Origin of the sequence: Bradyrhizobium sp. sGM-13, from assembly GCF_018398875.1 — a bacterium.
In the GTDB taxonomy this organism is placed as follows: domain Bacteria; phylum Pseudomonadota; class Alphaproteobacteria; order Rhizobiales; family Xanthobacteraceae; genus Bradyrhizobium.
Genome location: NZ_JAGWDK010000004.1, coordinates 334166 through 356693 on the forward strand (window position 1 = coordinate 334166; position 22528 = coordinate 356693).

The 22528-nt window shown below is 62.5% G+C and carries 22 protein-coding genes; 10 read left to right on the forward strand and 12 right to left on the reverse strand.

Annotation, left to right across the window (positions count from 1 at the left end; genetic code table 11):
• Nucleotides 1-164: 164 nt before the first annotated feature.
• A complete protein-coding gene (aspS, locus tag KJQ96_RS08250; RefSeq protein WP_213286172.1) occupies nt 165-1940 on the forward strand; it encodes an aspartate--tRNA ligase in 1776 nt (591 codons plus the stop codon).
• A 16-nt stretch (nt 1941-1956) separates the two neighbouring features.
• Here the strand turns inward: aspS and KJQ96_RS08255 are convergent, their stop codons facing one another.
• Nucleotides 1957-3942 (reverse strand): hypothetical protein, encoded by a 1986-nt coding sequence (locus KJQ96_RS08255; RefSeq protein WP_213286173.1) that lies wholly within the window; start codon nt 3940-3942, stop codon nt 1957-1959.
• Nucleotides 3943-4193: 251 nt separating this feature from the next.
• Here KJQ96_RS08255 and KJQ96_RS08260 point away from each other — a divergent pair, with 251 nt between their 5' ends.
• On the forward strand, nt 4194-6503 hold the full coding sequence (locus KJQ96_RS08260; RefSeq protein WP_213286174.1) for an NADP-dependent malic enzyme: 2310 nt from the start codon (nt 4194-4196) through the stop codon (nt 6501-6503).
• Between the two features lie 289 nt (nt 6504-6792).
• Nucleotides 6793-7245 (forward strand): DoxX family protein, encoded by a 453-nt coding sequence (locus tag KJQ96_RS08265; protein ID WP_028346415.1) that lies wholly within the window; start codon nt 6793-6795, stop codon nt 7243-7245.
• 6 nt (nt 7246-7251) lie between these two features.
• Here the strand turns inward: KJQ96_RS08265 and KJQ96_RS08270 are convergent, their stop codons facing one another.
• The 7 genes from KJQ96_RS08270 to KJQ96_RS08300 all read right to left on the reverse strand — a co-directional run bounded on the left by KJQ96_RS08270 (nt 7252) and on the right by KJQ96_RS08300 (nt 14356).
• Nucleotides 7252-8670: a TRAP transporter large permease subunit gene (locus tag KJQ96_RS08270; protein ID WP_213286175.1), complete on the reverse strand. Its 1419-nt coding sequence runs from the start codon at nt 8668-8670 to the stop codon at nt 7252-7254.
• Nucleotides 8667-9260: a TRAP transporter small permease subunit gene (locus KJQ96_RS08275; RefSeq protein ID WP_213286176.1), complete on the reverse strand. Its 594-nt coding sequence runs from the start codon at nt 9258-9260 to the stop codon at nt 8667-8669. The genes KJQ96_RS08270 and KJQ96_RS08275 overlap by 4 nt, the downstream gene beginning before the upstream one ends.
• A gap of 75 nt (nt 9261-9335) precedes the next feature.
• Entirely contained in the window at nt 9336-10457 is a 1122-nt protein-coding gene (locus tag KJQ96_RS08280) for a TRAP transporter substrate-binding protein (protein ID WP_213286177.1), read from the reverse strand.
• Nucleotides 10458-10589: 132 nt separating this feature from the next.
• The gene (locus tag KJQ96_RS08285) at nt 10590-11099 is read right to left on the reverse strand and encodes a dihydrofolate reductase (protein ID WP_213286245.1); all 510 of its coding nucleotides are present in this window, start codon (nt 11097-11099) and stop codon (nt 10590-10592) included.
• A 67-nt stretch (nt 11100-11166) separates the two neighbouring features.
• Entirely contained in the window at nt 11167-12105 is a 939-nt protein-coding gene (locus KJQ96_RS08290; RefSeq protein WP_213286178.1) for a polysaccharide deacetylase family protein, read from the reverse strand.
• Between the two features lie 157 nt (nt 12106-12262).
• Complete coding sequence (locus KJQ96_RS08295; protein WP_213286179.1) at nt 12263-12835, reverse strand: glutathione peroxidase; 573 nt, start codon at nt 12833-12835, stop codon at nt 12263-12265.
• A gap of 72 nt (nt 12836-12907) precedes the next feature.
• Entirely contained in the window at nt 12908-14356 is a 1449-nt protein-coding gene (locus KJQ96_RS08300; RefSeq protein WP_249733842.1) for a L,D-transpeptidase, read from the reverse strand.
• Nucleotides 14357-14702: 346 nt separating this feature from the next.
• On the opposite strand from KJQ96_RS08300, the gene KJQ96_RS08305 reads away from it, so the two are divergent.
• The gene (locus tag KJQ96_RS08305; RefSeq protein ID WP_213286181.1) at nt 14703-15251 is read left to right on the forward strand and encodes a CreA family protein; all 549 of its coding nucleotides are present in this window, start codon (nt 14703-14705) and stop codon (nt 15249-15251) included.
• Nucleotides 15252-15288: 37 nt separating this feature from the next.
• Here the strand turns inward: KJQ96_RS08305 and KJQ96_RS08310 are convergent, their stop codons facing one another.
• Entirely contained in the window at nt 15289-15582 is a 294-nt protein-coding gene (locus tag KJQ96_RS08310) for a hypothetical protein (protein ID WP_213286183.1), read from the reverse strand.
• Nucleotides 15583-15966: 384 nt separating this feature from the next.
• Here KJQ96_RS08310 and KJQ96_RS08315 point away from each other — a divergent pair, with 384 nt between their 5' ends.
• The 3 genes from KJQ96_RS08315 to KJQ96_RS08325 are packed head-to-tail and all read left to right on the forward strand — an operon-like array spanning nt 15967 to nt 17069.
• Complete coding sequence (locus KJQ96_RS08315; protein WP_213286184.1) at nt 15967-16128, forward strand: hypothetical protein; 162 nt, start codon at nt 15967-15969, stop codon at nt 16126-16128.
• 44 nt (nt 16129-16172) lie between these two features.
• Nucleotides 16173-16571 (forward strand): hypothetical protein, encoded by a 399-nt coding sequence (locus tag KJQ96_RS08320; protein ID WP_213286185.1) that lies wholly within the window; start codon nt 16173-16175, stop codon nt 16569-16571.
• A gap of 48 nt (nt 16572-16619) precedes the next feature.
• Nucleotides 16620-17069, forward strand: a complete 450-nt coding sequence (locus KJQ96_RS08325; RefSeq protein WP_213286187.1) for an ester cyclase — start codon at nt 16620-16622, stop codon at nt 17067-17069.
• A gap of 16 nt (nt 17070-17085) precedes the next feature.
• On the opposite strand, the gene KJQ96_RS08330 is transcribed toward KJQ96_RS08325, so the two are convergent.
• A complete protein-coding gene (locus tag KJQ96_RS08330) occupies nt 17086-17346 on the reverse strand; it encodes a DUF6719 family protein (protein ID WP_213286188.1) in 261 nt (86 codons plus the stop codon).
• A gap of 88 nt (nt 17347-17434) precedes the next feature.
• Complete coding sequence (locus KJQ96_RS08335; protein WP_213286189.1) at nt 17435-18940, reverse strand: PLP-dependent aminotransferase family protein; 1506 nt, start codon at nt 18938-18940, stop codon at nt 17435-17437.
• A gap of 75 nt (nt 18941-19015) precedes the next feature.
• Between KJQ96_RS08335 and KJQ96_RS08340 the strand changes: the two genes are divergently transcribed.
• Both KJQ96_RS08340 and KJQ96_RS08345 read left to right on the forward strand, forming a co-directional pair.
• Nucleotides 19016-19741: a pyridoxamine 5'-phosphate oxidase family protein gene (locus tag KJQ96_RS08340; RefSeq protein ID WP_213286190.1), complete on the forward strand. Its 726-nt coding sequence runs from the start codon at nt 19016-19018 to the stop codon at nt 19739-19741.
• A gap of 58 nt (nt 19742-19799) precedes the next feature.
• Entirely contained in the window at nt 19800-21077 is a 1278-nt protein-coding gene (locus tag KJQ96_RS08345; protein WP_213286191.1) for an ArgE/DapE family deacylase, read from the forward strand.
• A gap of 136 nt (nt 21078-21213) precedes the next feature.
• Here the strand turns inward: KJQ96_RS08345 and KJQ96_RS08350 are convergent, their stop codons facing one another.
• Entirely contained in the window at nt 21214-22005 is a 792-nt protein-coding gene (locus KJQ96_RS08350; protein WP_213286246.1) for a cobalamin-binding protein, read from the reverse strand.
• Nucleotides 22006-22129: 124 nt separating this feature from the next.
• On the opposite strand from KJQ96_RS08350, the gene KJQ96_RS08355 reads away from it, so the two are divergent.
• Nucleotides 22130-22528, forward strand: a complete 399-nt coding sequence (locus KJQ96_RS08355) for a PaaI family thioesterase (RefSeq protein ID WP_213286193.1) — start codon at nt 22130-22132, stop codon at nt 22526-22528.

Consider the following 22528-nt stretch of genomic DNA (forward strand, 5'->3'; position numbering starts at 1 on the left):
TAGGCAAACGCTCCAAACGCCGGCCTGCCGAAATGGCCGTTTTTCAGCCGAAAACAGCCCCGCCATTGGTTGCCGCCCCCGGCTGCGTCGGGTAAACCCTCCGCAACTTCGGACCGGCTTTGGCCCCCGATTCTCAATCTTCGACATCTGTTTTTGGGACTTCCATGCATCGCTACCGGTCACATACATGCGGCGCTCTCCGTGAGAGCGACATCGGGCAGATCGCCCGTCTTTCCGGCTGGTGCCATCGCATCCGCGACCATGGCGGTGTGCTGTTCATCGATTTGCGCGACCATTACGGCATCACCCAATGCGTCGCCGACCCGGACTCGCCGGCGTTCAAGGAAGTGGAAAAGTTCCGCTCGGAATGGGTGGTGCGGATCGATGGCAAGGTGCGCCGCCGTCCCGAGGGTACCGACAACCCGGAACTGCCGACCGGCAGGGTCGAAGTTTACGTTAGCGAGATCGAGGTGCTGGGACCTGCCGGCGAACTGCCGCTGCCGGTGTTCGGGGAGCAGGAATATCCCGAAGACATCAGGCTCAAGTACCGCTTCCTCGACCTTCGTCGCGAGAAGCTGCACCAGAACATCATGACCCGCGGCGCGATCGTCGATTCCATGCGCCGGCGGATGAAGGAGCAGGGGTTCTTCGAGTTCCAGACCCCGATCCTGACCGCGTCCTCGCCGGAAGGCGCGCGCGACTTTCTGGTGCCGTCGCGGATCCATCCGGGAAAATTCTATGCGCTGCCGCAGGCGCCGCAGCAATACAAGCAGCTCCTGATGATGAGCGGCTTCGACCGCTATTTCCAGATCGCGCCGTGTTTCCGCGACGAGGACCCGCGCGCTGACCGCCTGCCGGGCGAGTTTTATCAGCTCGACGTCGAGATGAGCTTCGTCACGCAGGAGGACGTGTTTGAGGCGATGGAGCCGGTTGTCACCGGCGTGTTCGAGGAGTTTGCCAAGGGCAAGCCGGTGACCAAAGGCTGGCCGCGGATTCCGTTTGCGGAAGCCTTACGCAAATACGGCACCGACAAGCCGGACCTGCGCAACCCGATTGTGATGCAGGACGTCTCCGAGCACTTCCGCGGCTCCGGCTTCAAGGTATTCGCGCGGATGCTGGAAGACCCGAAGAACCAGGTCTGGGCGATCCCGGGCGTGGGCGGCGGCTCACGCGCGTTCTGCGACCGGATGAACTCATGGGCGCAGGGTGAAGGCCAGCCCGGCCTCGGCTACATCATGTGGCGCGAGGGTGGCGAGGGTGCGGGTCCGCTCGCCAACAATATCGGTGCGGAGCGGACGGCTGCGATCCGTGCCCAGCTCGGCATGAAGGAGGGCGATGCGGCCTTCTTCGTCGCGGGCGATCCGGAAAAATTCTGGAAGTTTTCGGGCCTCGCCCGAACCAAGGTGGGTGAGGAATTGAACCTGATCGACAAGGATCGGTTCGAGCTCGCCTGGATCGTCGACTTCCCGATGTACGAGTACAACGAGGAAGACAAGAAGGTCGACTTCTCGCATAACCCGTTCTCGATGCCGCAAGGTGGACTGGACGCGCTCAACGGGCAGGACCCGCTGACCATCAAGGCGTTCCAGTACGACATCACCTGCAACGGCTACGAGATCGCCTCCGGCGGCATCCGCAACCACAAGCCGGAAGCCATGGTGAAGGCGTTCGAGATCGCGGGCTATGGCGAGAAGGACGTCGTCGAGCGCTTCGGCGGCATGTATCGCGCGTTCCAGTACGGCGCCCCGCCGCATGGCGGCATGGCGGCCGGCGTCGACCGCATCGTGATGCTGCTGTGCGGCACCACGAACCTGCGCGAAATCTCGCTGTTCCCGATGAACCAGCAGGCTGTGGACCTCCTGATGGGTGCGCCGTCGGAGGTCACCATCAAGCAGCTCCGCGAGCTCCACATCCGGCTCAACCTGCCGGACAAGGGATAATCGGGCACGCGACGGCTCAGAGCGCCGTCGCTGCCTCCAGCCGAAACTGCGACAAGGCGATGAGCGGATCGGTCTGAAGCAGATGGAATAGCTGCATAGCCGGTACCTTGCCGAGCGGCGTAAGCTTGATCGTGAGGGTTGTTCCCGGCGTCTCGATGAAGCGCGCCAGCGAATCCACCATTGCATCTGCATCGGGATTGCTGGCCGCTGTTTTGGCGCCGGTGTCCCTGACGTCCTGGACAATGGCCTGTCGCGCCGCGTCGCGGCTGATGTTTTGCATCCGGGCATAATGGGCGACCGCGCGATCAACGGCACCGAGATCGCGCACCGTGAGTTCGATTCCGCCGGCCTCGATTTGCGTCGCCATGGCGGCTGCCTGAAGCGGATTGATCGAGAAAACCTCGCGCGGCACGTTGGCGAGCGAAATTCTTGCGAACGCTTTCAGCATGCCACCAAGCTCGACCGTTGCCGGCTCCAGCACGAATGAGCGTGATGCTTCGGTCCACACCGTGCCGAGATCGAGATCGAGCGCCAACTTGTCGAGGCCCGTGGCAATCAGCATTCGCTGGCCGGGATGCGTGGTGTCCAGGGGACCGGACATCTTCGCGATCAGCCGTGCCTTGCTCGGGATAGGTCCGACGAATTGCCCCCAATCGAGGCTGACGAGGTCGACGTTGAGCGGTCTACCGGTGTTCTTGTAGGGCGCAGTGAAGCCTTTGAGCTCGGCGCCCTCGAGCAGGGAGATCATACCGAGCGCTAGGTCAGGCGATGGCGGTTGCGCCGGATTCGAGAACTGCGCGGTCATGCGCAACAAGCCGGCAATATCCACGCTCTTGAGGGCGAAGCGGCTGAGCTTGACGGGGGGACCCTGCGGCGTGCGGCCGTCAAAACCCTCGACTGCGAATTCGCCCGTCTTTCCGTTCTCCAGACTGAAGCGCATCGACGCGAGCTTGAAGCCGCCCTCCGGCATATCCATCGAAAGACCGCGTATCTCGGCGTTTCCAATGCGCATGCCCTCGTAGATTTTGGCTGCCCGTTCCATCATTTCGCGCGCCTGCGCCGGCGTGGGCTGGGCCGTGCCGGGCGGTATCGTTGCCAGCAGCGCAGCCAATTGCAGCCGCGAGGGCCGCGCCCCGATATCGTCGGCCGTCAGTCCCTCGATACGCACCGCCGGACCTTGCCCTGAGGTGATCGTATAGGCGCCGGCGCTAATCTGCCGGTAAACGCGATAGTATTGGTCGTCATTGGCGCGCTGCGGATCGAGGATGGCTGCGGCGGCTACCATATCGACGTCCTGGGCAGCGAGATTGGCCAGCTCTCCGGTCACCTTCTCGGACTTGCCCTTCAGTTGCGTGGTCGCGGTGAATGTCATTCGGTCGAGAGTGACGGCGGCGATCTTGCCGGCCTTCATGTTGCGCAGCGTAAGGTTGGAGTAGGCGAATTCTCCCTTCCCCAGCGCCGGGTTTCCGGAGTTCATGGTGCCGGCAACACTGGGTGCCGTGATCGAGGAGGCGGTGAGTGCACCAAACTGTTCGATAAGCAATCGATACTGGTCTATCGTCGACGAGGACGCCGGTGGCCGCGGCAGACTTGCCGGACCGGAAAAATCCTTCGCCGCGATCCGCGGCACCCTGTAGGTGACTTGCCAATCTGCCCCTGCCGGCATGCTGGCATTGATTTCGAGGTCGATCGCCTCGATGGCATCGGCCGAGAAGCGCGTCGCATCCGGCCGACCGACACCGGAGGCATTGATGCTGGCAACCTTCACGCGCACCGGCGGCTGCGATGCCGATTCAGTCGCAATATCTTCTACCCTGAGCGTGCGGCTCTTCAGGTCGAACGACACCTTGCCGTGGCTGGCCTTGCCACCGCTGGCTCTGATCTGCTCGAACGCGGCGTCGACCTCGCGCGTGATTCGATGCTGGGTGTAGTACTCGAAGCCGAAGAAGCCGCCCACCACGATCACGACCGCGGCGACCAGACCCAGCAATATCTTTACCATCAGTTGTGCTCCGGACGCCGACATTGCAGGAGGCAAATTTGCCACATAGTCGGCCAAGGGGACGGGGTAGGGAGACGAATATGCTACCGGATCTGCCGCGCTTCGTCGATGAGCCTTGACGGCGGCGTTCTCGGATGTTGCATCCGAGTGGTCGCCCGTGCTTCACATCCCCCTCATTTTGCCGGAAAACTGACCCTGATCTGGAAGTATCAATAAGACAAGAGTTCGGGACCGGAAACGCGGGAGCCTACATGTCGTCCTATTCTGAAGATCTGCGTTCTGCGGCGCTGGCGTATCACCAGTTGCCGCGGCCCGGTAAACTCGAAATACAGGCGACCAAGCCGCTGGCCAACCAGCGCGACCTCGCGCTGGCCTATTCGCCGGGCGTGGCGGCGGCCTGCACGGAGATCGCCAACAATCCGGCCCAAGCGGCGTCGCTGACCTCGCGCGCCAATCTGGTCGCCGTGGTCTCTAACGGTACCGCGGTGTTGGGGCTCGGCAACATCGGTCCCTTGGCCTCCAAGCCCGTGATGGAAGGCAAGGCGGTCTTGTTCAAGAAATTCGCCGGGATCGATGTGTTCGACATCGAGATCGCCGCCGACACCATCGAGCGCGTGGTCGAGACGGTGGCGGCGCTGGAGCCGACCTTCGGCGGCATCAATCTCGAGGACATCAAGGGACCGGAATGTTTTGAGATCGAGGCGCAGCTCAAGGAGCGCATGAAGATCCCGGTGTTCCACGACGACCAGCACGGCACGGCCATCATTGTGGGAGCCGCCATCGTCAACGGATTGTTGTTGAATGGCAAGAAATTGCCCGATGTGAAGATCGTCTGCTCCGGCGCCGGTGCTGCGGCGATCGCGTGCCTCAATCTGCTGGTGTCGATGGGCGCGCAGCGCAAGAACATCTGGGTCTGCGACATCGACGGCGTCGTGCATGAGGGGCGCAACACGCTGATGGACCGCTGGAAGGCGGTCTATGCGCAAAAAACCAGTGCGCGCGTGCTGGCGGACGTGATCGGCGGCGCGGATATTTTCTTGGGGCTGTCCGCGCCCAATGTGCTGACGCCTGATATGGTCAAGTCAATGGCAGAGCAGCCGCTGGTGATGGCGTTGGCCAATCCAATCCCGGAGATCATGCCGGACGAAGCCCGAAAGGCGCGCCCCGACGCGATGATCTGCACCGGGCGTTCCGACTTTCCGAACCAGGTGAACAACGTCCTGTGCTTTCCGTTCATCTTCCGCGGGGCGCTCGACGTCGGCGCCACCGGGATCAACGAAGAAATGAAACATGCCGCCGTCGACGCCATCGCGCAGCTCGCGCGCGATCCGCCGTCGGATGCGGTGGCGCAGGGCTTTGACAGCGGCGAGACGCAAGGTTTTGGGCCGGGCTCGTTGATCCCGAGCCCGTTCGATCCGCGGCTGATCCTGCGCATCGCGCCGGCCGTGGCGCGAGCCGCGATGGAATCCGGCGTGGCGACGCGCCCGATCACGAATTTCGAGGAATATACCGCGCTCTTGGAACGCTTCGCCTTCCGCTCGGGCCTCGTCATGAAGCCGGTGTTCGCCAAGGCCAAGACCCAGCCGGTCCGCGTGATCTATGCCGAGGGCGAGGACCAGCGCGTGCTGCGCGCGACGCAGGTCGTGCTGGAAGAGAAGCTGGCGCGGCCGATCCTGGTCGGGCGGCCTTCCGTGGTCGAAGCCAGGATCAAGCGGTTCGGCCTCTCGATCAAGGCCGGACAGGATTTTGACCTAGTCAACCCGGAAGACGATCCGCGCTACCGCTCCTACGTGCAGACCTATATCGACGTTGCTGGAAGGCGCGGCGTGACGCCCGAGGCCGCGCGCACCGTGGTTCGCACCAACAACACCGTGATTGCCGCGCTGGCAGTGGTGCGCGGCGAGGCTGACGCCATGATCTGCGGCGTCGAAGGCCGCTATATGAGCCATCTGCGCCATGTTCGCGAGATCATCGGCTTCCTGCCCGGCGTCAGCGATTTCGCGGCGCTGGCGATGATGATCACCAGCAAGGGGTCCTATTTCATTGCCGACACCCAGGTGCGTCCGAATCCGAGCGCCGAGGAGCTGGCGGAGGTGGCGTCGCTGGCGGCAACCCACGTCCAGCGGTTCAACATGAAGCCACGCGTCGCCTTCGTGTCACATTCCGATTTCGGCAGCTATGATACGGAATCCTCGCGCAAGATGCGCCGTGCCACCACGCTGTTGAAGGAAAAGCATCCGGAGCTCGAGGCCGACGGCGAGATGCAGGGCGATACCGCGCTCTCGGCTGCCGCGCGAAAACTCGTGCTGCCGCATTCCAACCTGGAAGGCGATGCCAACATCCTGATCATGCCGAACCTCGACACCGCCAACGTCGCCTACCAGATGATCAAGACGCTGGCGGATGCGCTTCCCGTTGGTCCGATCCTGATCGGCCCGGCGCGCCCGGCGCACATCCTCACCCCGGGGGTGACGGCGCGCGGCGTCCTCAACATGACGGCGGTCGCCGCCGTCGAAGCCCAGGAGCGCGCCGGCCGCCAGCAGCCAACCTTGTTCGGATAGAGCCCGGTTCAGATTGAATCAAAATCGGGATTTAGCCTTTTGTTCTGACGCGCTTTCGTCGCGTGAACCGAAGCCTGGTCTGGACCAAGTCCGGCGGTCGGCTTTTGCGCAAAGCCACGATGATCAAGAAAGCGCCTTGGTTCTGCTTCTATAGGAATGTCTGGTTGAGGGCACGCGCAGGCTCTGCGCGGATGGTTTCGATTTGAGCGTTTGAAAAGCGGAGACGAAACGCCCATAATCGTTTCGCGCCGCCTGCAACCTTTGCATGCCATTCAGTGAGGCCGATCCCATGCCAGCGTTAGTTACCTTCGGGCGAGTCCTGTTCGCCGTGCTCTTCATGTATACGGGAGCGACCAAGCTTTTCGCGATACAGCAGACGGCAGACTTCATCGCATCCAAGGTGACGATTCCGGCGCTGCTTGCGCCCTATACCTCGCAGCTCGAAACCATGGCGGGCATGCCGATGCCGCAATTGCTGGCGGTCGGCGTCGGCGGTTTCGAAATCCTCGCCGGCCTGATGATCGCGGTCAATTTCGGCGCGCGCTTCTTCGCGATCCTTTTGATCTTCTTCGTGCTCGCCACGACCTTCTATTTCCACGATTTCTGGAATCAGCCAGCGCCCGAAAATGCCAAGACGCTGATCGAGGCTCTGAAGAACCTGTCGATCATCGGCGCCCTGTTCATGATCGCAGGCTACGGCAAGGGTCCGCGGCCGAACGAGCCGGCCTACGGGGACATCTAACCGCGCTCAGAAATTCCGGATCGCAACGCGTGGGCCATCGAGCGCTGCGGCCGCATTCGGCGGCGGCGCGACGTGTTCGATCTGCGCGGTGCGTGCTGCAATCCTGCGCGCCTGCAACCATTGCGGGAACCACATCGCGATCGCCGGGAAGGCCAGCACCAGGACCACGCAGACGCACTGGATGACCATAAAGTCGGCCATGCCGCGGTAGATCATTCTCAGGTTCCACTCCTTGACGACCTGCTTGAGATAATAGGCTGACATCGCGACCGGCGGAGACAGGAAGGCGGTTTGCAGCACGACCGCGACGAGGCAACCGAACCAGACCATGTCGTAGCCCAAGCCCTTGGCCACCGGCGCCAGCATCGGCAGGAAGATGAACACGATGGCCGGCCATTCGAATGGCCAGCCGAGCAGGAAGATCAGGCCCAGGAGCAGGGACATGGTGCCCCAGGCCGGCAACGGCGAGGCCAGCAAGGCATTGGTCATCCAGGTTGCCGTCCCGAGCCATGAGAAGACCGAACCGAACACGTTGGAGGCTACCGCGAGGAGGAGCACCATGCTGGTCGTTGCAAGTGTGCCGTAGCAGGCATCGAGCAACCCGCGCCACGAGAACCGGCCGTAGGCAATGACGAGGACGATTGACCCCAGTGCGCCAAACGCCGCGGCCTCTGCCGCCGTTGTGATTCCGGCGAGGATGGCGCCGAGGGTCAGGATCGTCAGTACTGTAACCGGCACAAGACCGACCACACACTCCCACAGCACGATCCGCATCGAATCGGGCCGATCCTCGATCGGCACGGGCGGGCCGAGCTTCGGATTGAAGTGAGAGCGTATCAAGGTGTAGGCGATGAACATGGCGGACAGCAGGAAGCCCGGGCCGAAGGCGGCCGCATAGAGATCGATAATCGAGATATCCAGCACGGGCGCCATGACGACCAGCATCACCGACGGCGGGATCAGGATGCCAAGCGTGCCACCGGCGGCAATTGCGCCGGCCGACATGCGCACGTCATAACCCGCCCGGATCATCATCGGCCCGGCCATGATGCCGAGGAGCGTAACCGTCGCGCCGACGGTTCCGGCGGCGATGCCGAACAGCGTCGCTGTGAGGATGACGACCACGTAGAGCGCGCCATTGATCGGTGCAAACAGGTCGCGGAACGCTTTGAACAGTCGCTCCATCAGTCCGGCCTGATCGCAGATGAACCCCATCAGAATGAACATCGGAACTGCGACGAGTTCGTCCTGCTTCATGAGGCCAATGGTCTGGAGGTAGGCGAGGTTGAAGACCCGCTCGCCCATCCCGACGTAGCCGAACATCAGCGCCAGGAACAGCAGCGTGAAGCTGATCGGCAGGCCGATGAAGATCGCTCCCAGCATCACAAGGAGCATGACAAGTCCGAGAAGTTCGAGTCCCGTCATATCTCGATCTTTTCTCTGTGCACGAACTCGCGCCCGAACTGGACCTGGTACCAGCACTTCAGTACTTCGGAGATGCCCTGGATCATGAGAAGAAGGGCTGCCAGGGGGATCGTGGCCCGGAACGGCCACATGATCGCGCGCCAAACGCTTTCCTGCGAGCGCTCGCCGGTGTCATAGGAGTGCAAGGCGTCGTCAATGCTGATCAGCATGAATGTGATCATGGCCGGATAAAAAAATAACAAGTAGGAGATTAGGTCGACGACGCCCTTCTTTCGCTCCGAGTAATTCTCCCAATAGATGTCGGTGCGAACGTGTGCGCCTTTCAACAGCGCATATGCGGCCCCGAGCATGAAGGCCGAACCATTTGCCATGAAGCTCGACTCATAAACCCAAACGGTCGGCGCGTTGAATCCGTAGCGCATGACGACCTCGTACGAGATCGTCACCATCAGAAACAGCATCGTTAGAGCAATGAACCTGCCGGTCACGTCGGTGAAGCGGTCGATCGCCCGTATAATCCCATAAAAGGCGCGCGGGAACTCGCCCCCCGGATTGCCCGGGACCGAAGCACTGCTGCTGTCCGCCGCCATGATCACTCCTCTTCATACGGTGCTGGCGTCCGGCGGTACGAACACCAGCACCTCCGCTTCATGCGGCAAGAGAGATCACTTCTTGGTCAGGTAGATCTTGCTCTTCCAGTAATACTCGCCGGCGAAATTGTACGGCGGGAACCAGGAGAGCTTGAACGGCACGATCTGTTCGGCATAGCTCTTCTGGCTATCGATCACCTTCTTGTAGAAGGGGTTCTTTGCCGCGTGCTCCGCCTGGATCTTCTCCCACTCGTCGAGGAAGTTCTTCAGGATCTCGTCGGGCGTGCGATGCATCTGAACGCCCGCCTTGATCAGGTCCTGGCAAGCATGCGCCGTCTCGCGATTGAAGGCGAAGTTGCGTTGCGTCGTGGCATAGACGCTCGCCACCTTGATGATCTCCTGCAGATCAGGTGTGAGCTTCTTCCAGACGTCACCGTTGATCATCAACTGGCCGCCGGTGACCGGCTCGTGCATGCCCGGCGTGTAGTAGTGCTTGGCCACCTGATGCAGGCCGAGCTTCTTGTCTTCCTCGCAGTTGATCCATTCGGCGCCCTCGATCACGCCGCGCTCCATGGCGGGCACGATTTCGCCGCCGGGAATGGTGACGACCGACACGCCGAGCCTGCCGTAGGTTTCCGCACCGATGCCGTAGATCCGGTACTTCAGGCCCTTGAGGTCGCTGAGACTGTTGATCTCCTTCTTGAACCAGCCCATTCCCTGCGGGTAATCGGTCGGGATCGGGAAGCCGACGACGTTGAGCTTGAGGACGTCGCGATAGAACTCGTCGAGCAGCTTCATGCCGCCGCCGTCATAGTACCAGGCCCAGTAGTCCGAGCCGTCCATACCGAACAGCGGACCATGCGACATCGGTATCGTCGCGGTGTTGCGGCCGAGGATGTAGCCGAACGGCCCCATGCCGACATCGAGAACGTTCTTGGAAGTGGCATCGAATACCTCGAACGGCGGCACGATCGCTCCCGCCGGCAGCGTCTCGATCTTGAGGCGTCCAGCCGTCATTTTTTCGACGGTCTCGGCCCAAAGCTTGAAGATGAGATGGAAGTTCGAGGATGCAGGGTGGGTCGATTGACCCTTCAGCACTAGCGGCTTTTCGGTGGTTTGGGCCTGAGCCGGCCCGGTCAAAGCAGTGACGAACCCAAGAGTCACCGCTGCAAGCATAGTTGAAGCGCGCCTCAACATGTCGTGGTCCTCCCGATGATGACGTATGTTTTTCTTTTTCTTTTGAGGTTGGAACCGCGCCCGCGCGCTGTCAAGCGATCTCTGGCCACGGGTTGGCTTACGGCGAGATTGATTGGACGAAAGGATGACGCCCTACGCGCCGCGCCGCCACGGCGTGACGGTGACCTCGTGCGCTGCATCAAGCATCTGCGGCTTGCCGGCGCGCAGTCCGTGCGCGGCAAGGATTTCCTGCGGCGAACGGGCAGGGACTCCAGGGAAGCAGGGTTCGCCGCCGGGTAGCCGGACATGCGGCGCTTGCGAGAGCCAGAACACGTCGTAGCGGTCCATGAACATGCCGAACACGCCTGGGCCACCGATTACGGCGACGGTGCCGGTATCCACGCCTGCATGATGGCAGGCGGCTTCGAACGAAGCGCCCGCGGGATTCCACAGCGTAGCTTTCGGATTGGACGGGTCGGGAGCAATCGCCTCGACCTTGCGCGTCAGGATGACCCGCTTGCGCCGCGGCGAGTTCGGCTGATCCTCATAGGAACTGCGGCCGTGCAGGATCAGGTCGGCGCGGTCGAGGGCGGCGGTAAAAAACGCCTTGTCGCCCTCGAACTTCAATTCGTCCGGCATGATGTTGCGGGCATCCGCCAGCATGCCGTCCGCGGAGACGATGACATAGCCTTCGATGCGCAGCGCCGGCACGGGCCGCGTCGCGCCGCTACTATTCCGAGATCGTCTGGACGACGCTGGAAACCGGGCGCGAGCTCACGGTCGGCAGCTTCAGATCCTTGACGATGTCCTCGTCATACTGGGCGATGGTCTGTACCGGCGTCTTGGCGCGCATCGCCACCACCTTGTAGCCGCCGGCCTTCAGCTTCTTTAGAAGCTCGGGCAGGGCTTCCGCGGTGTGCTTCTGGAAGTCGTGCATCAAGATGATGCCTTTGCCGTTCTTCTCGACCTTGCGCATCACGGTGTCGATGATGGTCTGAGCCTTGCTCGCCTTGAAGTCGAAGGAATCGAGGTCGCAGGAGAAAATCCCGATGTTGCGGTCGCCAAGATAGGTGACCATCTCCGGCGGGTGCTGCAGTGCGGGGAAGCGGAAGAACGGCGCCGGCGCCTTGCCGCCGAGTGCCCATTTCACGGCGCTGAAGCCTTTCTCGATTTCGTCCTTGCGCTGCTGGTCGTTCAGCTTCTTGTTGACGAGGGCGGCATGCGACCAGGTGTGCGATCCGATCGAATGGCCGGCCGCCATCACCTGCCTGAGGATTTCGGGATAGTAGGTGGCGTGCTTGCCGATCGGGAAGAAAATGCCGGTAGTGCATTCCTCCGCGAGCGTCTTCAGGACTGCAGGCGTATTCACCGGCCACGGGCCGTCGTCGAAGGTCAGCACCACTTCCTTGTCGCGAAGGAAGTCGAGCTCCTTGAAATGCTCGAAGCCGAAGCCGGGACCGCCGGTCGTGTCGATCTCGACCGTGCGGCCGATGCCAAGCGCGTTCGGATTGTTGCAAGGCGGACGGGTCGAGACAGGCGCTGGCGGCGGAACTGGTGCCGCTGCTGCCTGAGGCGCGGTCACGCCTTTGGCGGGTGGAACCTGCGACCACGCCGCGTTTGATACCAGCAGCGAAACCGCTGCAACGATCACCCCCGCCCCAATACGCATCCTGTTTTCCCCAAATTAGAATCCCGCACCCGGTCGGTGGCGCTGCCGTCGTCCGGTCTGCCTCCATCCCCCGACGCACAGTAGCCTAGTTGGAGCACGCGCGCCAATGCAACCGTCGCGATCACACGCAACGGATTTTGTCCCCGAGGCGGTTAATTCAGGAAGCAGCCAAGGCCCGTGCGACTGCGGTTTTGACCCGTGTATCTACGGGTTCGATGGATTCCGGGAAGACGTCGGCGATGTAGCCGTCGCGGCCGATCAGGTATTTGTGGAAGTTCCAGCGTGGAACTTCCTTCAGTCGCGCCTCTGCCGCCCATTTGTAGAACGGATGGGCGTTCGGTCCCTTGACGACCGCCTTCGCGGCGATCGGAAACGTGACATGGTGGCTCTGCGCCGTCGCGGTGATTTCGGTCGCGCCGCCCGGCTCCTGGCCGCCGAAATCATTGGAGGGAACGCCGACGATCATCAGGCCGCGGCTGCCGAACTCGGTCCACAATTCCTGCAGTCCGCCATATTGCGGGGTGAAGCCGCAGAGCGAAGCGGTGTTGACGATCAGGATCGGCCGGCCGGCAAATTCGGAAAGCCTGATGTCGCCGCCGGCCAATCCCGGAAACGAAAATGCGTAAGCCGTGATTCGACTCATGCCGGCCTGCGCCAGGGATTGCTTGCTCGAGGCCATGCCTGCGATCGCGACCAGCGCCGCGGTCATCACGCTCCTGCGGTTCATCATGAAAAGCCTCGGGCTGCGCTTTAGCGACCGAACCATAGCGCAATGCGCGGGCCTCCGCCCCTCAACAAGCCGTTATGGCTGGACCATGCGCAGCGGGACGATGAAGTCGGTGCCTTCGCCGGTTTCGCCGCCTGTGTTGATGCCGTGATCGGATACCACGATCGAACTGCCGGTGGTCAGCATCTCGGCGATCCGCGCAATCGCCTCGGGAGCGACGGCGATGCGGTCCAGCGCCTCGGCCGGACTGTTCGCCGCCGGCAGCAGTTTTGCCTCGGCAAGCGCTGCGCCGGACATCCTGCCGCGCCGCGCAGCGGGCTCGGTGCTATCGATCCGCGCAGCGTTGCGGGCCGTGACCGGCAGCGAGACCACCGACCAGCGCAACAGGTTGGGATCGTTCTTGTCAGCCGCGACGGTGAACACATGGGTGCCAAGCGGCCGGTCGCTCGGCGCAATCGTCACCGGCAAATCGAACAGGGGCTTGAAGCTCTCGCGGACGTACAGCTTGGAATCCTTGCGGCTGACGAACACCGCGATCAGGCCAGGACGCCTGGGCGGTTCGGCCCTGGGACCTTTGTCCGCACCTGGCAGACGCGCGGTATCCTTCTTGACCTCAGGCGCAACAACCGACGCAGCCGGAGTATCAGCGATCGCCTTCGTAGGCGCACCGGCTGCCGAGATAGCTGGCTCGGATTTCGACGGGTCCGCCTTTGCCTCCGCGCTCGATGTATCACCGACAGGCGTTGCGTCGGACATGGTCACGACGGCGCTCGTTGGCCGAGTGCTGCCGGCATCAGCCGTGTGGGTCCGTTCGCCCAGCGGCGCCGCGTGGCCGACGGTCGATCGGAGTTCGAGGCTTGGCTCCGCATGGCCTGCGTCCGCGCCCTTGTCGCCCTTTACCGCGGGCGCATCGGTCGTGGGGTCGTCGGCGATGAGCGGCTGCGGGACGACTTTCTGCGCCACCAGCAACGGGTGCGAGAAACTGGCAGGCGTGATCTGGCCGGGCGTGATGATGACGCGCGCCCCCATCCGGGTCCAGTTCCACATCTTCATGGCAAAAGCGGTTGGCATGCGAATGCAGCCATGCGACGCCGGATAGCCCGGCAGCATGCCGGCATGCAGCGCAATCCCCGACCAGGTGATGCGCTGCATGTAAGGCATCGGCGCGCCGCTATAGATGTTGGAGCGGTGCATCTTATGCTTCTGGATGATGCTGAATACGCCCATTGGGGTCGGATGGCCCTTCGTGCCCGTCGACACGGGGCTTTCGGCGAACAACCCATTGGCGTCGTAGACGCGGACCTTCTGCTGCTCGATCGAGATCGCGATGATCAGCGGCCCCTGCGGTTTGGCGTTGGTTTCCTTGATGGCCGTCTCGGTTTTGGCTGACGGCCGGCGTGTCTTTGGTTTGCGCGGCTGCATCGGCGGCAAGGGCCGGTAATAGCCCGGATCGGAATCCTGCCAGTAAAACAGGGCTGCGTCGGCTTGGGGAGCGGCGGCGACGATGCCGGCCGCGGTCAACATCGCAATCTGCCAAAATCGCTGCTTCGAAAGCGTCGCGCCCGGAGTACTCGCAGTGAAAAACCGATGCCCGCTCACGCGCATAACCCTCAAATCCAGGTACTCGAATCCACCGTCCTGCCAATCCGTTTGTTGTCGCAGAGGCGAAAAGCGTTCACCAGCGTAGGCCTTCTAATTGCAGCGCTTTTCGCCCCGATCGTAGCAAAAAAGCCTCACATTCCGTTAAACACTGGCTCGCTCAATCTGACGCCATCCATAAGGCAGCACTGAGGCCTCCAAGTCCGCTAGCGGCCTTCCTCTGCAACATCCCGGCACTACATAGGCGGCGAGCCCTTCAGCGGAGATATCAATGACATCCAAGGCCATCGTTAAGCGTAACAAGAAGTGGGAAATTCTGGCCTTGGTGGTATTGGCGCTGACATTGTGGCAGGCGGCACCGGCGTCAGCCGCGGAAGAGCCTGACTTGATCTTTCGCCGTTCGACGGTCTTCAAATGGCTTAGCCCCAACGACAAGCTCGCGACCTATGCGGTCGATGACCCCGAGGTCGAGGGGGTGGCCTGTCACTTCACGGTGCCGGAAAAGGGCGGCTTCAAGGGCTGGCTCGGCCTTGCCGAAGAGGTCTCGGATATCTCGTTGGCGTGCCGTCAGATCGGCCCGGTCAAGTTCAAGCACAGGTTGGAGCAGGGCGACGATATGTTCCGGCAGCGCCGCTCGCTGTTCTTCAAGAAGATGCAGATCGTTCGCGGCTGCGACGCTAAACGCAATGTGCTGGTCTACATGGTCTATTCGGACAAATTGATCGAAGGCTCGCCCAAAAACTCCACCTCCTCAGTGCCGATCATGCCCTGGGGTGCCACTGAGGCCGCGGTTCAGAAATGCGGTGAATTCATCCAGTAAGCCCGGCCGGATCCGAGATCGGATCAGGGCATCGAGCTTACCGCTTGAGCGGATTGGAATATTGGCGGGCCTCCAGGCCGGGCCCGACCTTGCGGTCGCGGCAGCCGACCAGATGCACGAATTTCTGCGGCGCCGAGACATTGCCGCGAAATTCGCCGCCTTGTTGCGACATCGCGCCACAAAGGCTCACAGGATGCTCTGAGGCTTTTCCGTGGCGCTCTGTCTTCAGGGAAGCATTGATCCGCTGTTCAGGGCCGTTACTTCCAGACAAATTTTCACCCACCGGCTGGCCGGGTTTGCGGGTCGGGGGTGCACTGTTGCCATTGCCCACGACTGCTGTCCTTTTGTTGAAGAAGGGTCACAACGCACAGGCACGCGGAAGGTTGCGTGGCATTCGCTGAGTCGGCCGGATCGAAGCTTCGGTTCATCCGATCTGCCAGCGAGCGAGGCGGTTCTCGGTCATTGGACGAGGGCCAAAGTGGCCGCAATGGCCAGCTTGCGAAGTTCAGCCTGAGCATCTCAAGTACGAGCGGCCCGGCTGAATTCATTGGATTTTTCCCGCTATTGTTTCGTCGGACAGGGCTGACGAAACAATTCTCCTGCGCGACGAAACCATTTTTCGCTTTTGGCGCAGATGCCTGGAAACAGCCGACAGTTATCAGGTGGCCAACGAGACGGCGGGCACCGCCGACCACCGATAACCGGAGACAGTCAGATGCGGACCATCAGCTTCATCCTCGCCTTGGTCTTCGCCCTGGCTGGTCCCTCGATGGCTGGTTCTTCGGATCAGGGCCTGCCGGGGATTGGCACCTTCGCCTATAACGGCTCGCCGGTTGCGGCTCCGGCGCCGCTACCGATGGTCGTGGCCGCCAACTGAGCGTAGCGGATCCTTTGCAACGAGATCGCCGATAAAGGCTCGGTATGTTCGTACGCATCTGTTCTGCTGTTATCTTTGCGTCTCTTCTTCTCAGCGGCGCGGCACAGGCTCAAGTCCAGTTTCAGCCGCCGCAGACCTCGTTCCGTTCCTTTTTCAAGATGCCCGATCCGCGCGGCGAGTTCGTGCGGCTCTGCGCGCCCCATATGGTCGGACGCTGGGCGCACCCCGAAACCGTTTGCGGCTGCCTGCACGACTACGCCGCCGCAACCGTGGAAGATGCCGATCTGCGCGAAGCGCTGTTGCGCGGCATCAGCGAGACCGGGGTGCCGACGATCGAGACCGCGTGGGTGCCGGCGTCGAAGCAATCCCTGATCGGCCCGACCTTCACCAAGATCGCCAAGCCGACGCTGCAATGCATGTTCGAGCCGGCGACGAACCAGTAGGCTGCTAGGTTAGGCTCCGTATCGAGACCGATTGCACAAGGAGCTCTCATGAAACCTCTTTTTGTCGGCCTGATCGGCCTATTCTCGCTGGCCACATCTCCGGCGTTCGCTGCCGACGCAGCGGTGCAGGAGGCCAATAAGAAGACCGTGCTCGAGTTTTACGATGCGGCGCTAAATCGGAAGGATTTTGATGCCGCGGCGAAGTTTTTCGGGCCGCATTATATTCAGCACAATCCGACGGCGCCGGATGGCATCGAGGGCTTCAAGGCCTTCCTCGGTTTCCTGCGCGAGAAATTTCCGGACTCCCGCAGCGAGATCAAGCGCGCTTTTGCCGATGGCGACTACGTGATCGTCCACGTCCATAGCGTGCGCGAGAAAGGCACGCGCGGCCGCGCCATCGTCGACATTTTCAGGCTGGAGAACGGCAAGATTGTCGAGCACTGGGATGTCGTGCAGGAAATTCCCGAGAAGGCCGCCAACAATAACGGCATGTTCTAGGCCGGCGTGATCGCCGCTAGCGCTTTTTGGTCCCCAGCCGCGGAATGCACTTGCGGGTGCGGAGCACGCCTGACGTCGTCATTTGCGAGCCCTGGACTTCCTTGATTTGTCCCGTCGGACACGATCCATCATCGACCAGGACGCGCTGGCCGAGCCTGAGGTCGACAATGTCTTGCTCGCGCGAGACCGTCTGAGCGAGGGCCGTCGTTGCATAGCCGAGCACGCCTGCGATCAATGCACCGATGACGAGATACGAGACGTTGCGATGGCCAGGCATTGGGCATTTCCGTTCGTGAAGTTGATTTTGAGCATCGAGCTTAGTGACGCGGCCGCGATTCTGATAGGGTGCCGGCCGGCGAGAGCGGTCACGTCACGGCCTTCAGCCGTTTGACCTTGGCAGTTCCAGCGTTGTTCGGCTTGCCATTTGCCTGCAAGGCGGCCAGCGATGACGTCGCGAGTCGCTCGGCCGACGCGATCAGTTGTGGCAGCTTGTGGCCGGCAAAGCCGAGGACAAAGCCTGGAAGCGGGCGTGTGCGGAAATAAGTTTCCGCCAGCAGCCAACCTGCGACGCCGGCCTCCGCCTTGGCCTGCGCGGCGATACGCGGATCGACGGATGGATCGAACTGCGCAACCAGATGCAGGCCCTGCGAGGGCATCGGGACCGAGAGTTTTCCCTGCGATGCCGCCGAGAGGGTCGAAGCCAGAACGTCTCGCGCTTCGCGATAGATCCCGCGCACCCGGCGAAGGTTGGCCGCGAACGCGCCGGAATTCAGCATGTCTGCGACGGCGCCTTCGAGCAGCGTGCCGGGAAAACGGTCGAGCGCGGCACGGGCTGTCGTCACCGGCCCGACGAGCCGCTCGGGCAGAGCGCAGTAGCCGATGCGCAATCCGGGGAACAATGTCTTTGCAAACGTGCCCATGTAGATGACGCGCGAGAGATGATCGATGCCGGCGAGCGACAGCAACGGCGCGCCGTCGTATCGAAATTCGCTGTCGTAGTCGTCTTCGATCACGAAGGCGCCGGCATCCCTTGCCCAGTCGAGCAGTTCGAGCCGCCGCGCCATCGACATCTGCACGCCGAGCGGAAACTGATGCGACGGTGTCACATAGGCCGCGCCAGCCGAAGGAGCGAGGGCCCGGCCCCTGGCCGCGATCAGGCCCGAAGCGTCGACCGGCACCGAGATGGGCCGCAGGCCGCAATGCTCGATCGCCCTTCGTGCGGCGGGATAGCCGGGGTCTTCGCACCAGATCTGATCGCCGGATTTCAGGATCGCGCCCAGCACGATCCGTAAGCTATGCTGCGTTCCCGACGTCAGCATGATCTGGTCGGGATCGCAGCGCAGCCCACGCGCCGACAACAAATGATCGGCGATCGCGGCGCGGAGTTCGCGGCTGCCCCTGGGGTCGCCGTACTGGAGGTGCTCGGTGCCGAACGCGCGCATGCGCCGGCCGGCCAACGACCTGAAGCGCTGCAGCGCCCTTTCGTCGATGTGCGTGCAGCCGAGCGCCAGCGGGCCTTGTTGCGGCGGCTCGATCGCGATCTTCGTCCTGCGAGCGTCATGGACGCGGGCGGGAATGCGCGTTGCGACGAAAGTGCCGGAACCGACGGTGGCTACCGCAAAACCGTCCGCGATCAGGCGCTCATAGGCTGACGTGACGGCGTTGCGGCGGAAGCCGGTCTGCTTCGCAAGCGTGCGCGACGGCGGCAGCGGCTCGCCGGGCTTTGCAATTCCGCCCGTGATGGCGTGGCACAGCGCCTGATAGAGCCGGTGCGGGGCTGAGGCGCCCGGCGTCACGTGGGGGCCGGAGAGATCGAGCGCGAGTTCGGCCTTGCGTCGCGCCGGCGCGGAATTGGTCGGAATTTTTCGCATCGAATTGGCACTATCGCAGACCAAATTGGCCGGTACAACTCTCAACGACCGCTCACCGATCCAACAGGAGCTGCCGTGACCGAAGCCGTGACTGCCGACGTGTATCCGTTATCGCCGCGCAACCAGGTGAAGCGCCGTCATGATCGCGGCTTCTACGATCACGCCACCGTGCACGGCCTGCTCGACGCCTCGATGCTGTGCCACGTCTCCTACGTGATCGACGGCCAGCCCTATTGCACGCCGACATTCTTCTGGCGGGAAGGGAGCAGGCTGTACTGGCATGGCAGCAGCGCCAGCCGGATGCTGCGCAACCAGTCCGAGGGCGAGAGGGTCTGTCTTACCGTTGCCCATCTCGACAGCCTGGTGCTGGCCCGCTGCGGCTTCAACCATTCGGCGGATTACCGCGCCGTGATGGCTTTCGGCACCGCCTATCTCGTCACCGATGCGGTGGAGAAGGAGCGCGCGCTCGTCGCCATGGTCGACCGCTTCTTTCCCGATCGGACCGCGACGTTAAGGCAAAGCACGGCGCAGGAGATTAAGGCGACGTCGGTGATCGCGATGGAAATCGAGCAGGCCTCCGCCAAGATCAGGTCGAAGGGTGTCGCTGACGACGATGAGGATTATGAACTGCCTGTTTATGCCGAGCGTATTCCGGTGCGGACGGTGCTGGGCCGGCCGGAACCCTGTCCGCGGCTTCTCGACGGCGTCGAGCGGCCGGCCTCGCTGAGCGGCTATTCCGAAGGCCGCCTGCTCGAAGATGCATTGCGGGATGCGCATTTTGCGCATTACGCCGGCGGCTGAGATCAGGGTAGGGTGCGCACTCCCGCCTTCCTGGAATTCCCTTCACTGGAGCTGCCGCATGACGACCGATACGCAACAAAGAATCCTCGATGCCGTCGACGCCGGCTTTGATGCCCAACTGGCGACGACCAAGGATTTCGTTGCGATCCCCTCGACCCGCGGCGCCGAAGGACCGTGCCAGGACATGATCGGCGATCTCCTGCGCCAGCGCGGCTACGAGGTCGACGATTGGCATATCGACGTCGAGGATTTGAAGGATCTGCGCGGCTTCGGCCCGATCGAGCATGATTTTTCCAAGGCGCGCACGGTGGTCGGCACGTACCGTCCCGCGAACATTTCAGGCAAATCGCTGATCCTGCAGGGCCATTGCGACGTGGTGCCGGCAGGTCCCCTCGACATGTGGGAGACGCCGCCGTTCTCGCCCGCCATCAAGGACGGCAAGATGTACGGCCGCGGCGCCTGCGACATGAAATCCGGTACCATCGGCGCACTCTATGCGCTGGATGCAATCAAGGCCGCCGGGCTAAGGCCAACGGCGCGCATCCATTTTCAATCCGTGATCGAGGAGGAGTCGACCGGCGTCGGCGCGCTCTCGACCTTGCAGCGCGGTTATCGCGCGGACGCCTGCTTCATCCCGGAGCCGACCGGCGAGACCATGGTTCGCTCGCAGGTCGGCGTGATCTGGTTTCGCCTGAAGGTGCGCGGCTTCCCGGTGCATGTGTTCGAGGCCGGCGCCGGCGCCAACGCGATCATGGCAGCGTATCATCTGATCCACGCGCTGCAGAAGCTCGAGGCCGATTGGAACGAGCGCGCCAAGGCGGACCGCCATTTCAAGGCGGTCGCGCATCCGCTCAACTTCAACCCCGGCATCATCAAGGGCGGCGACTGGGCCTCCAGCGTACCGGCCTGGTGCGACGTCGATTGCCGCATCGCGGTCCTGCCGGGCTGGTCGATCGCCGAATGCCAGAAGGAGATTTTGGCCTGCGTGTCGGCGGCGGCGCGCGATCACCGATTCCTCTCCAACAACCCGCCGCAGGTCGAATGGTCGGGCTTTTTGTCGGAGGGTTATGAACTGACGAACTCGGCCGAGCCGGAAGCGGCCTTCGCAAAAGCGTTCGACGCCGTCTATGGCGGCGCGGTGCCGGATCGCGCGTTCACCGCGCTGACCGATACCCGATTTTACGGGTTGAATTACAACATCCCGAGCCTCTGCTTCGGCGCGAAGGGCGCCGCGATGCACGGCTTCAACGAATATGTCGAGCTGGACTCGTTGCGGAAATCGACCAAAGCCACCGCGCTGTTCATTGCGGAATGGTGCGGGGTGGAGAAGATGTAGGCGCGCGCTGCGAAAGCTACGTCGTCCCTGCGAACGGACCAATACGCCGCGGCTTATCAGTGGCGCGAGATGGTCGTGACCTTCTGCTCCAATTGGCGCCGGTGGTTATGGGTCCCTGCGTTCGCAGGGACGACGGTTAGATTGTCGATTCCGGCCACAACGCCTTTACGATCGCATCCAGCCCATCCGTCAGCGCCGCCGGCCCCGGTTGCAGGATGATTGTCGACTTGATTTCGACAATGCGGTTGTTGCGCACGGCCGGGATATAACTCCAGCCCGAACGCTGCCGGATGCGGTCGGGCACCACCTTCTTGCCGCACCAGGACGCGAGGATCACGTCGGGCGCCGTGTCACGCACCGTATCCGACGAAATGATCCGGTTCTTGGCGGCCTGCTGAAACCGCAGCTTCGGCAGCGCGTCCTCGCCGCCGGCGATCTCGATCAGTTCGGAAACCCAGCCGATGCCGGAGATCAGCGGATCGTCCCATTCCTCGAAATACACCTTCGGCTTGGGCGAGGCGCGGGGCGTTGCTGCGATCCGCGCGAGGCGCTCTTCAAAGCCACGCGCGAGTTGATCGGCGCGCTCCGCCGCACCAACCATAGCGCCCACCGTGCGGATCATCGCGAGGATGCCCGCGATGTCGCGCTGGTTGAAGACATGGACGGCGACGCCCGCGCGCACTAGGTCGGCAACGATGTTTGCTTGCAGATCGGAAAAGGCGAGCACGAGGTCGGGCTCAAGCGCCAGAATCTTTGGAATGTCCGCCGATATGAAGGCCGAGACCCGCGGCTTCTCGCGGCGGACCTGCGGCGGCCGCACCGCATAGCCGGAGACACCGACGATGCGGTCCTGCTCGCCGAGCAGATACAGCGTCTCCACGGTCTCTTCGGTTAAGCAGACAACTCGGCGGGGCGGGAACTGGCGCATGCCGACGGTATGCCGAATTTCGCGCGCCATGTCACGGCAGCCATTACCTCGGAGGTCATTGCCTGATTTACTGGCAGCCTCCATTCTGTTCAGGAAATCACTTCAAAGAAAAGCCGGAGGACGAATGACGCCGCTCGAAAAGATCCAGTCGATGAAGATGCCGTTTGCGGAACTGAAGGGGGTAACCTTCACGGAAGCCGGAATGGATCGGGTGGTCGCCAGGATGCTGGTGCGGCCGGACCTCTGCACGCTGCGGAATACGATTCACGGCGGCGCGATCATGGCCCTTGCGGATTCAGTCGGCGCTGCCGCGACCGTCATCAATCTGCCCGAGGATGCCAAGGGCACCACCACGATCGAGAGCAAGACCAATTTTATCGGCGGTGCCAAGGAAGGGTCTACGGTGATTGCGACTGCCACACCGGTGCATCGGGGGCGCCGCACCCAAGTCTGGCAGACGCGGCTGGAGACCGAGGACGGCAAGCTGGTCGCGGTCGTGACGCAGACCCAGATGGTGCTGTAG

Bases quoted from the DNA above. Each gene is read 5' to 3' on its own strand.
- aspS (WP_213286172.1), top strand. From the start codon at position 165: ATGCATCGCTACCGGTCACATACATGCGGCGCTCTCCGTGAGAGCGAC.
- KJQ96_RS08255 (WP_213286173.1), bottom strand. From the start codon at position 3,942: ATGGTAAAGATATTGCTGGGTCTGGTCGCCGCGGTCGTGATCGTGGTG.
- KJQ96_RS08260 (WP_213286174.1), top strand. From the start codon at position 4,194: ATGTCGTCCTATTCTGAAGATCTGCGTTCTGCGGCGCTGGCGTATCAC.
- KJQ96_RS08265 (WP_028346415.1), top strand. From the start codon at position 6,793: ATGCCAGCGTTAGTTACCTTCGGGCGAGTCCTGTTCGCCGTGCTCTTC.
- KJQ96_RS08270 (WP_213286175.1), bottom strand. From the start codon at position 8,670: ATGACGGGACTCGAACTTCTCGGACTTGTCATGCTCCTTGTGATGCTG.
- KJQ96_RS08275 (WP_213286176.1), bottom strand. From the start codon at position 9,260: ATGGCGGCGGACAGCAGCAGTGCTTCGGTCCCGGGCAATCCGGGGGGC.
- KJQ96_RS08280 (WP_213286177.1), bottom strand. From the start codon at position 10,457: ATGTTGAGGCGCGCTTCAACTATGCTTGCAGCGGTGACTCTTGGGTTC.
- KJQ96_RS08285 (WP_213286245.1), bottom strand. From the start codon at position 11,099: ATGCTGGCGGATGCCCGCAACATCATGCCGGACGAATTGAAGTTCGAG.
- KJQ96_RS08290 (WP_213286178.1), bottom strand. From the start codon at position 12,105: ATGCGTATTGGGGCGGGGGTGATCGTTGCAGCGGTTTCGCTGCTGGTA.
- KJQ96_RS08295 (WP_213286179.1), bottom strand. From the start codon at position 12,835: ATGATGAACCGCAGGAGCGTGATGACCGCGGCGCTGGTCGCGATCGCA.
- KJQ96_RS08300 (WP_249733842.1), bottom strand. From the start codon at position 14,356: ATGTTGACCGCGGCCGGCATCGTCGCCGCCGCTCCCCAAGCCGACGCA.
- KJQ96_RS08305 (WP_213286181.1), top strand. From the start codon at position 14,703: ATGACATCCAAGGCCATCGTTAAGCGTAACAAGAAGTGGGAAATTCTG.
- KJQ96_RS08315 (WP_213286184.1), top strand. From the start codon at position 15,967: ATGCGGACCATCAGCTTCATCCTCGCCTTGGTCTTCGCCCTGGCTGGT.
- KJQ96_RS08320 (WP_213286185.1), top strand. From the start codon at position 16,173: ATGTTCGTACGCATCTGTTCTGCTGTTATCTTTGCGTCTCTTCTTCTC.
- KJQ96_RS08325 (WP_213286187.1), top strand. From the start codon at position 16,620: ATGAAACCTCTTTTTGTCGGCCTGATCGGCCTATTCTCGCTGGCCACA.
- KJQ96_RS08330 (WP_213286188.1), bottom strand. From the start codon at position 17,346: ATGCCTGGCCATCGCAACGTCTCGTATCTCGTCATCGGTGCATTGATC.
- KJQ96_RS08335 (WP_213286189.1), bottom strand. From the start codon at position 18,940: ATGCGAAAAATTCCGACCAATTCCGCGCCGGCGCGACGCAAGGCCGAA.
- KJQ96_RS08345 (WP_213286191.1), top strand. From the start codon at position 19,800: ATGACGACCGATACGCAACAAAGAATCCTCGATGCCGTCGACGCCGGC.
- KJQ96_RS08350 (WP_213286246.1), bottom strand. From the start codon at position 22,005: ATGCGCCAGTTCCCGCCCCGCCGAGTTGTCTGCTTAACCGAAGAGACC.
- KJQ96_RS08355 (WP_213286193.1), top strand. From the start codon at position 22,130: ATGACGCCGCTCGAAAAGATCCAGTCGATGAAGATGCCGTTTGCGGAA.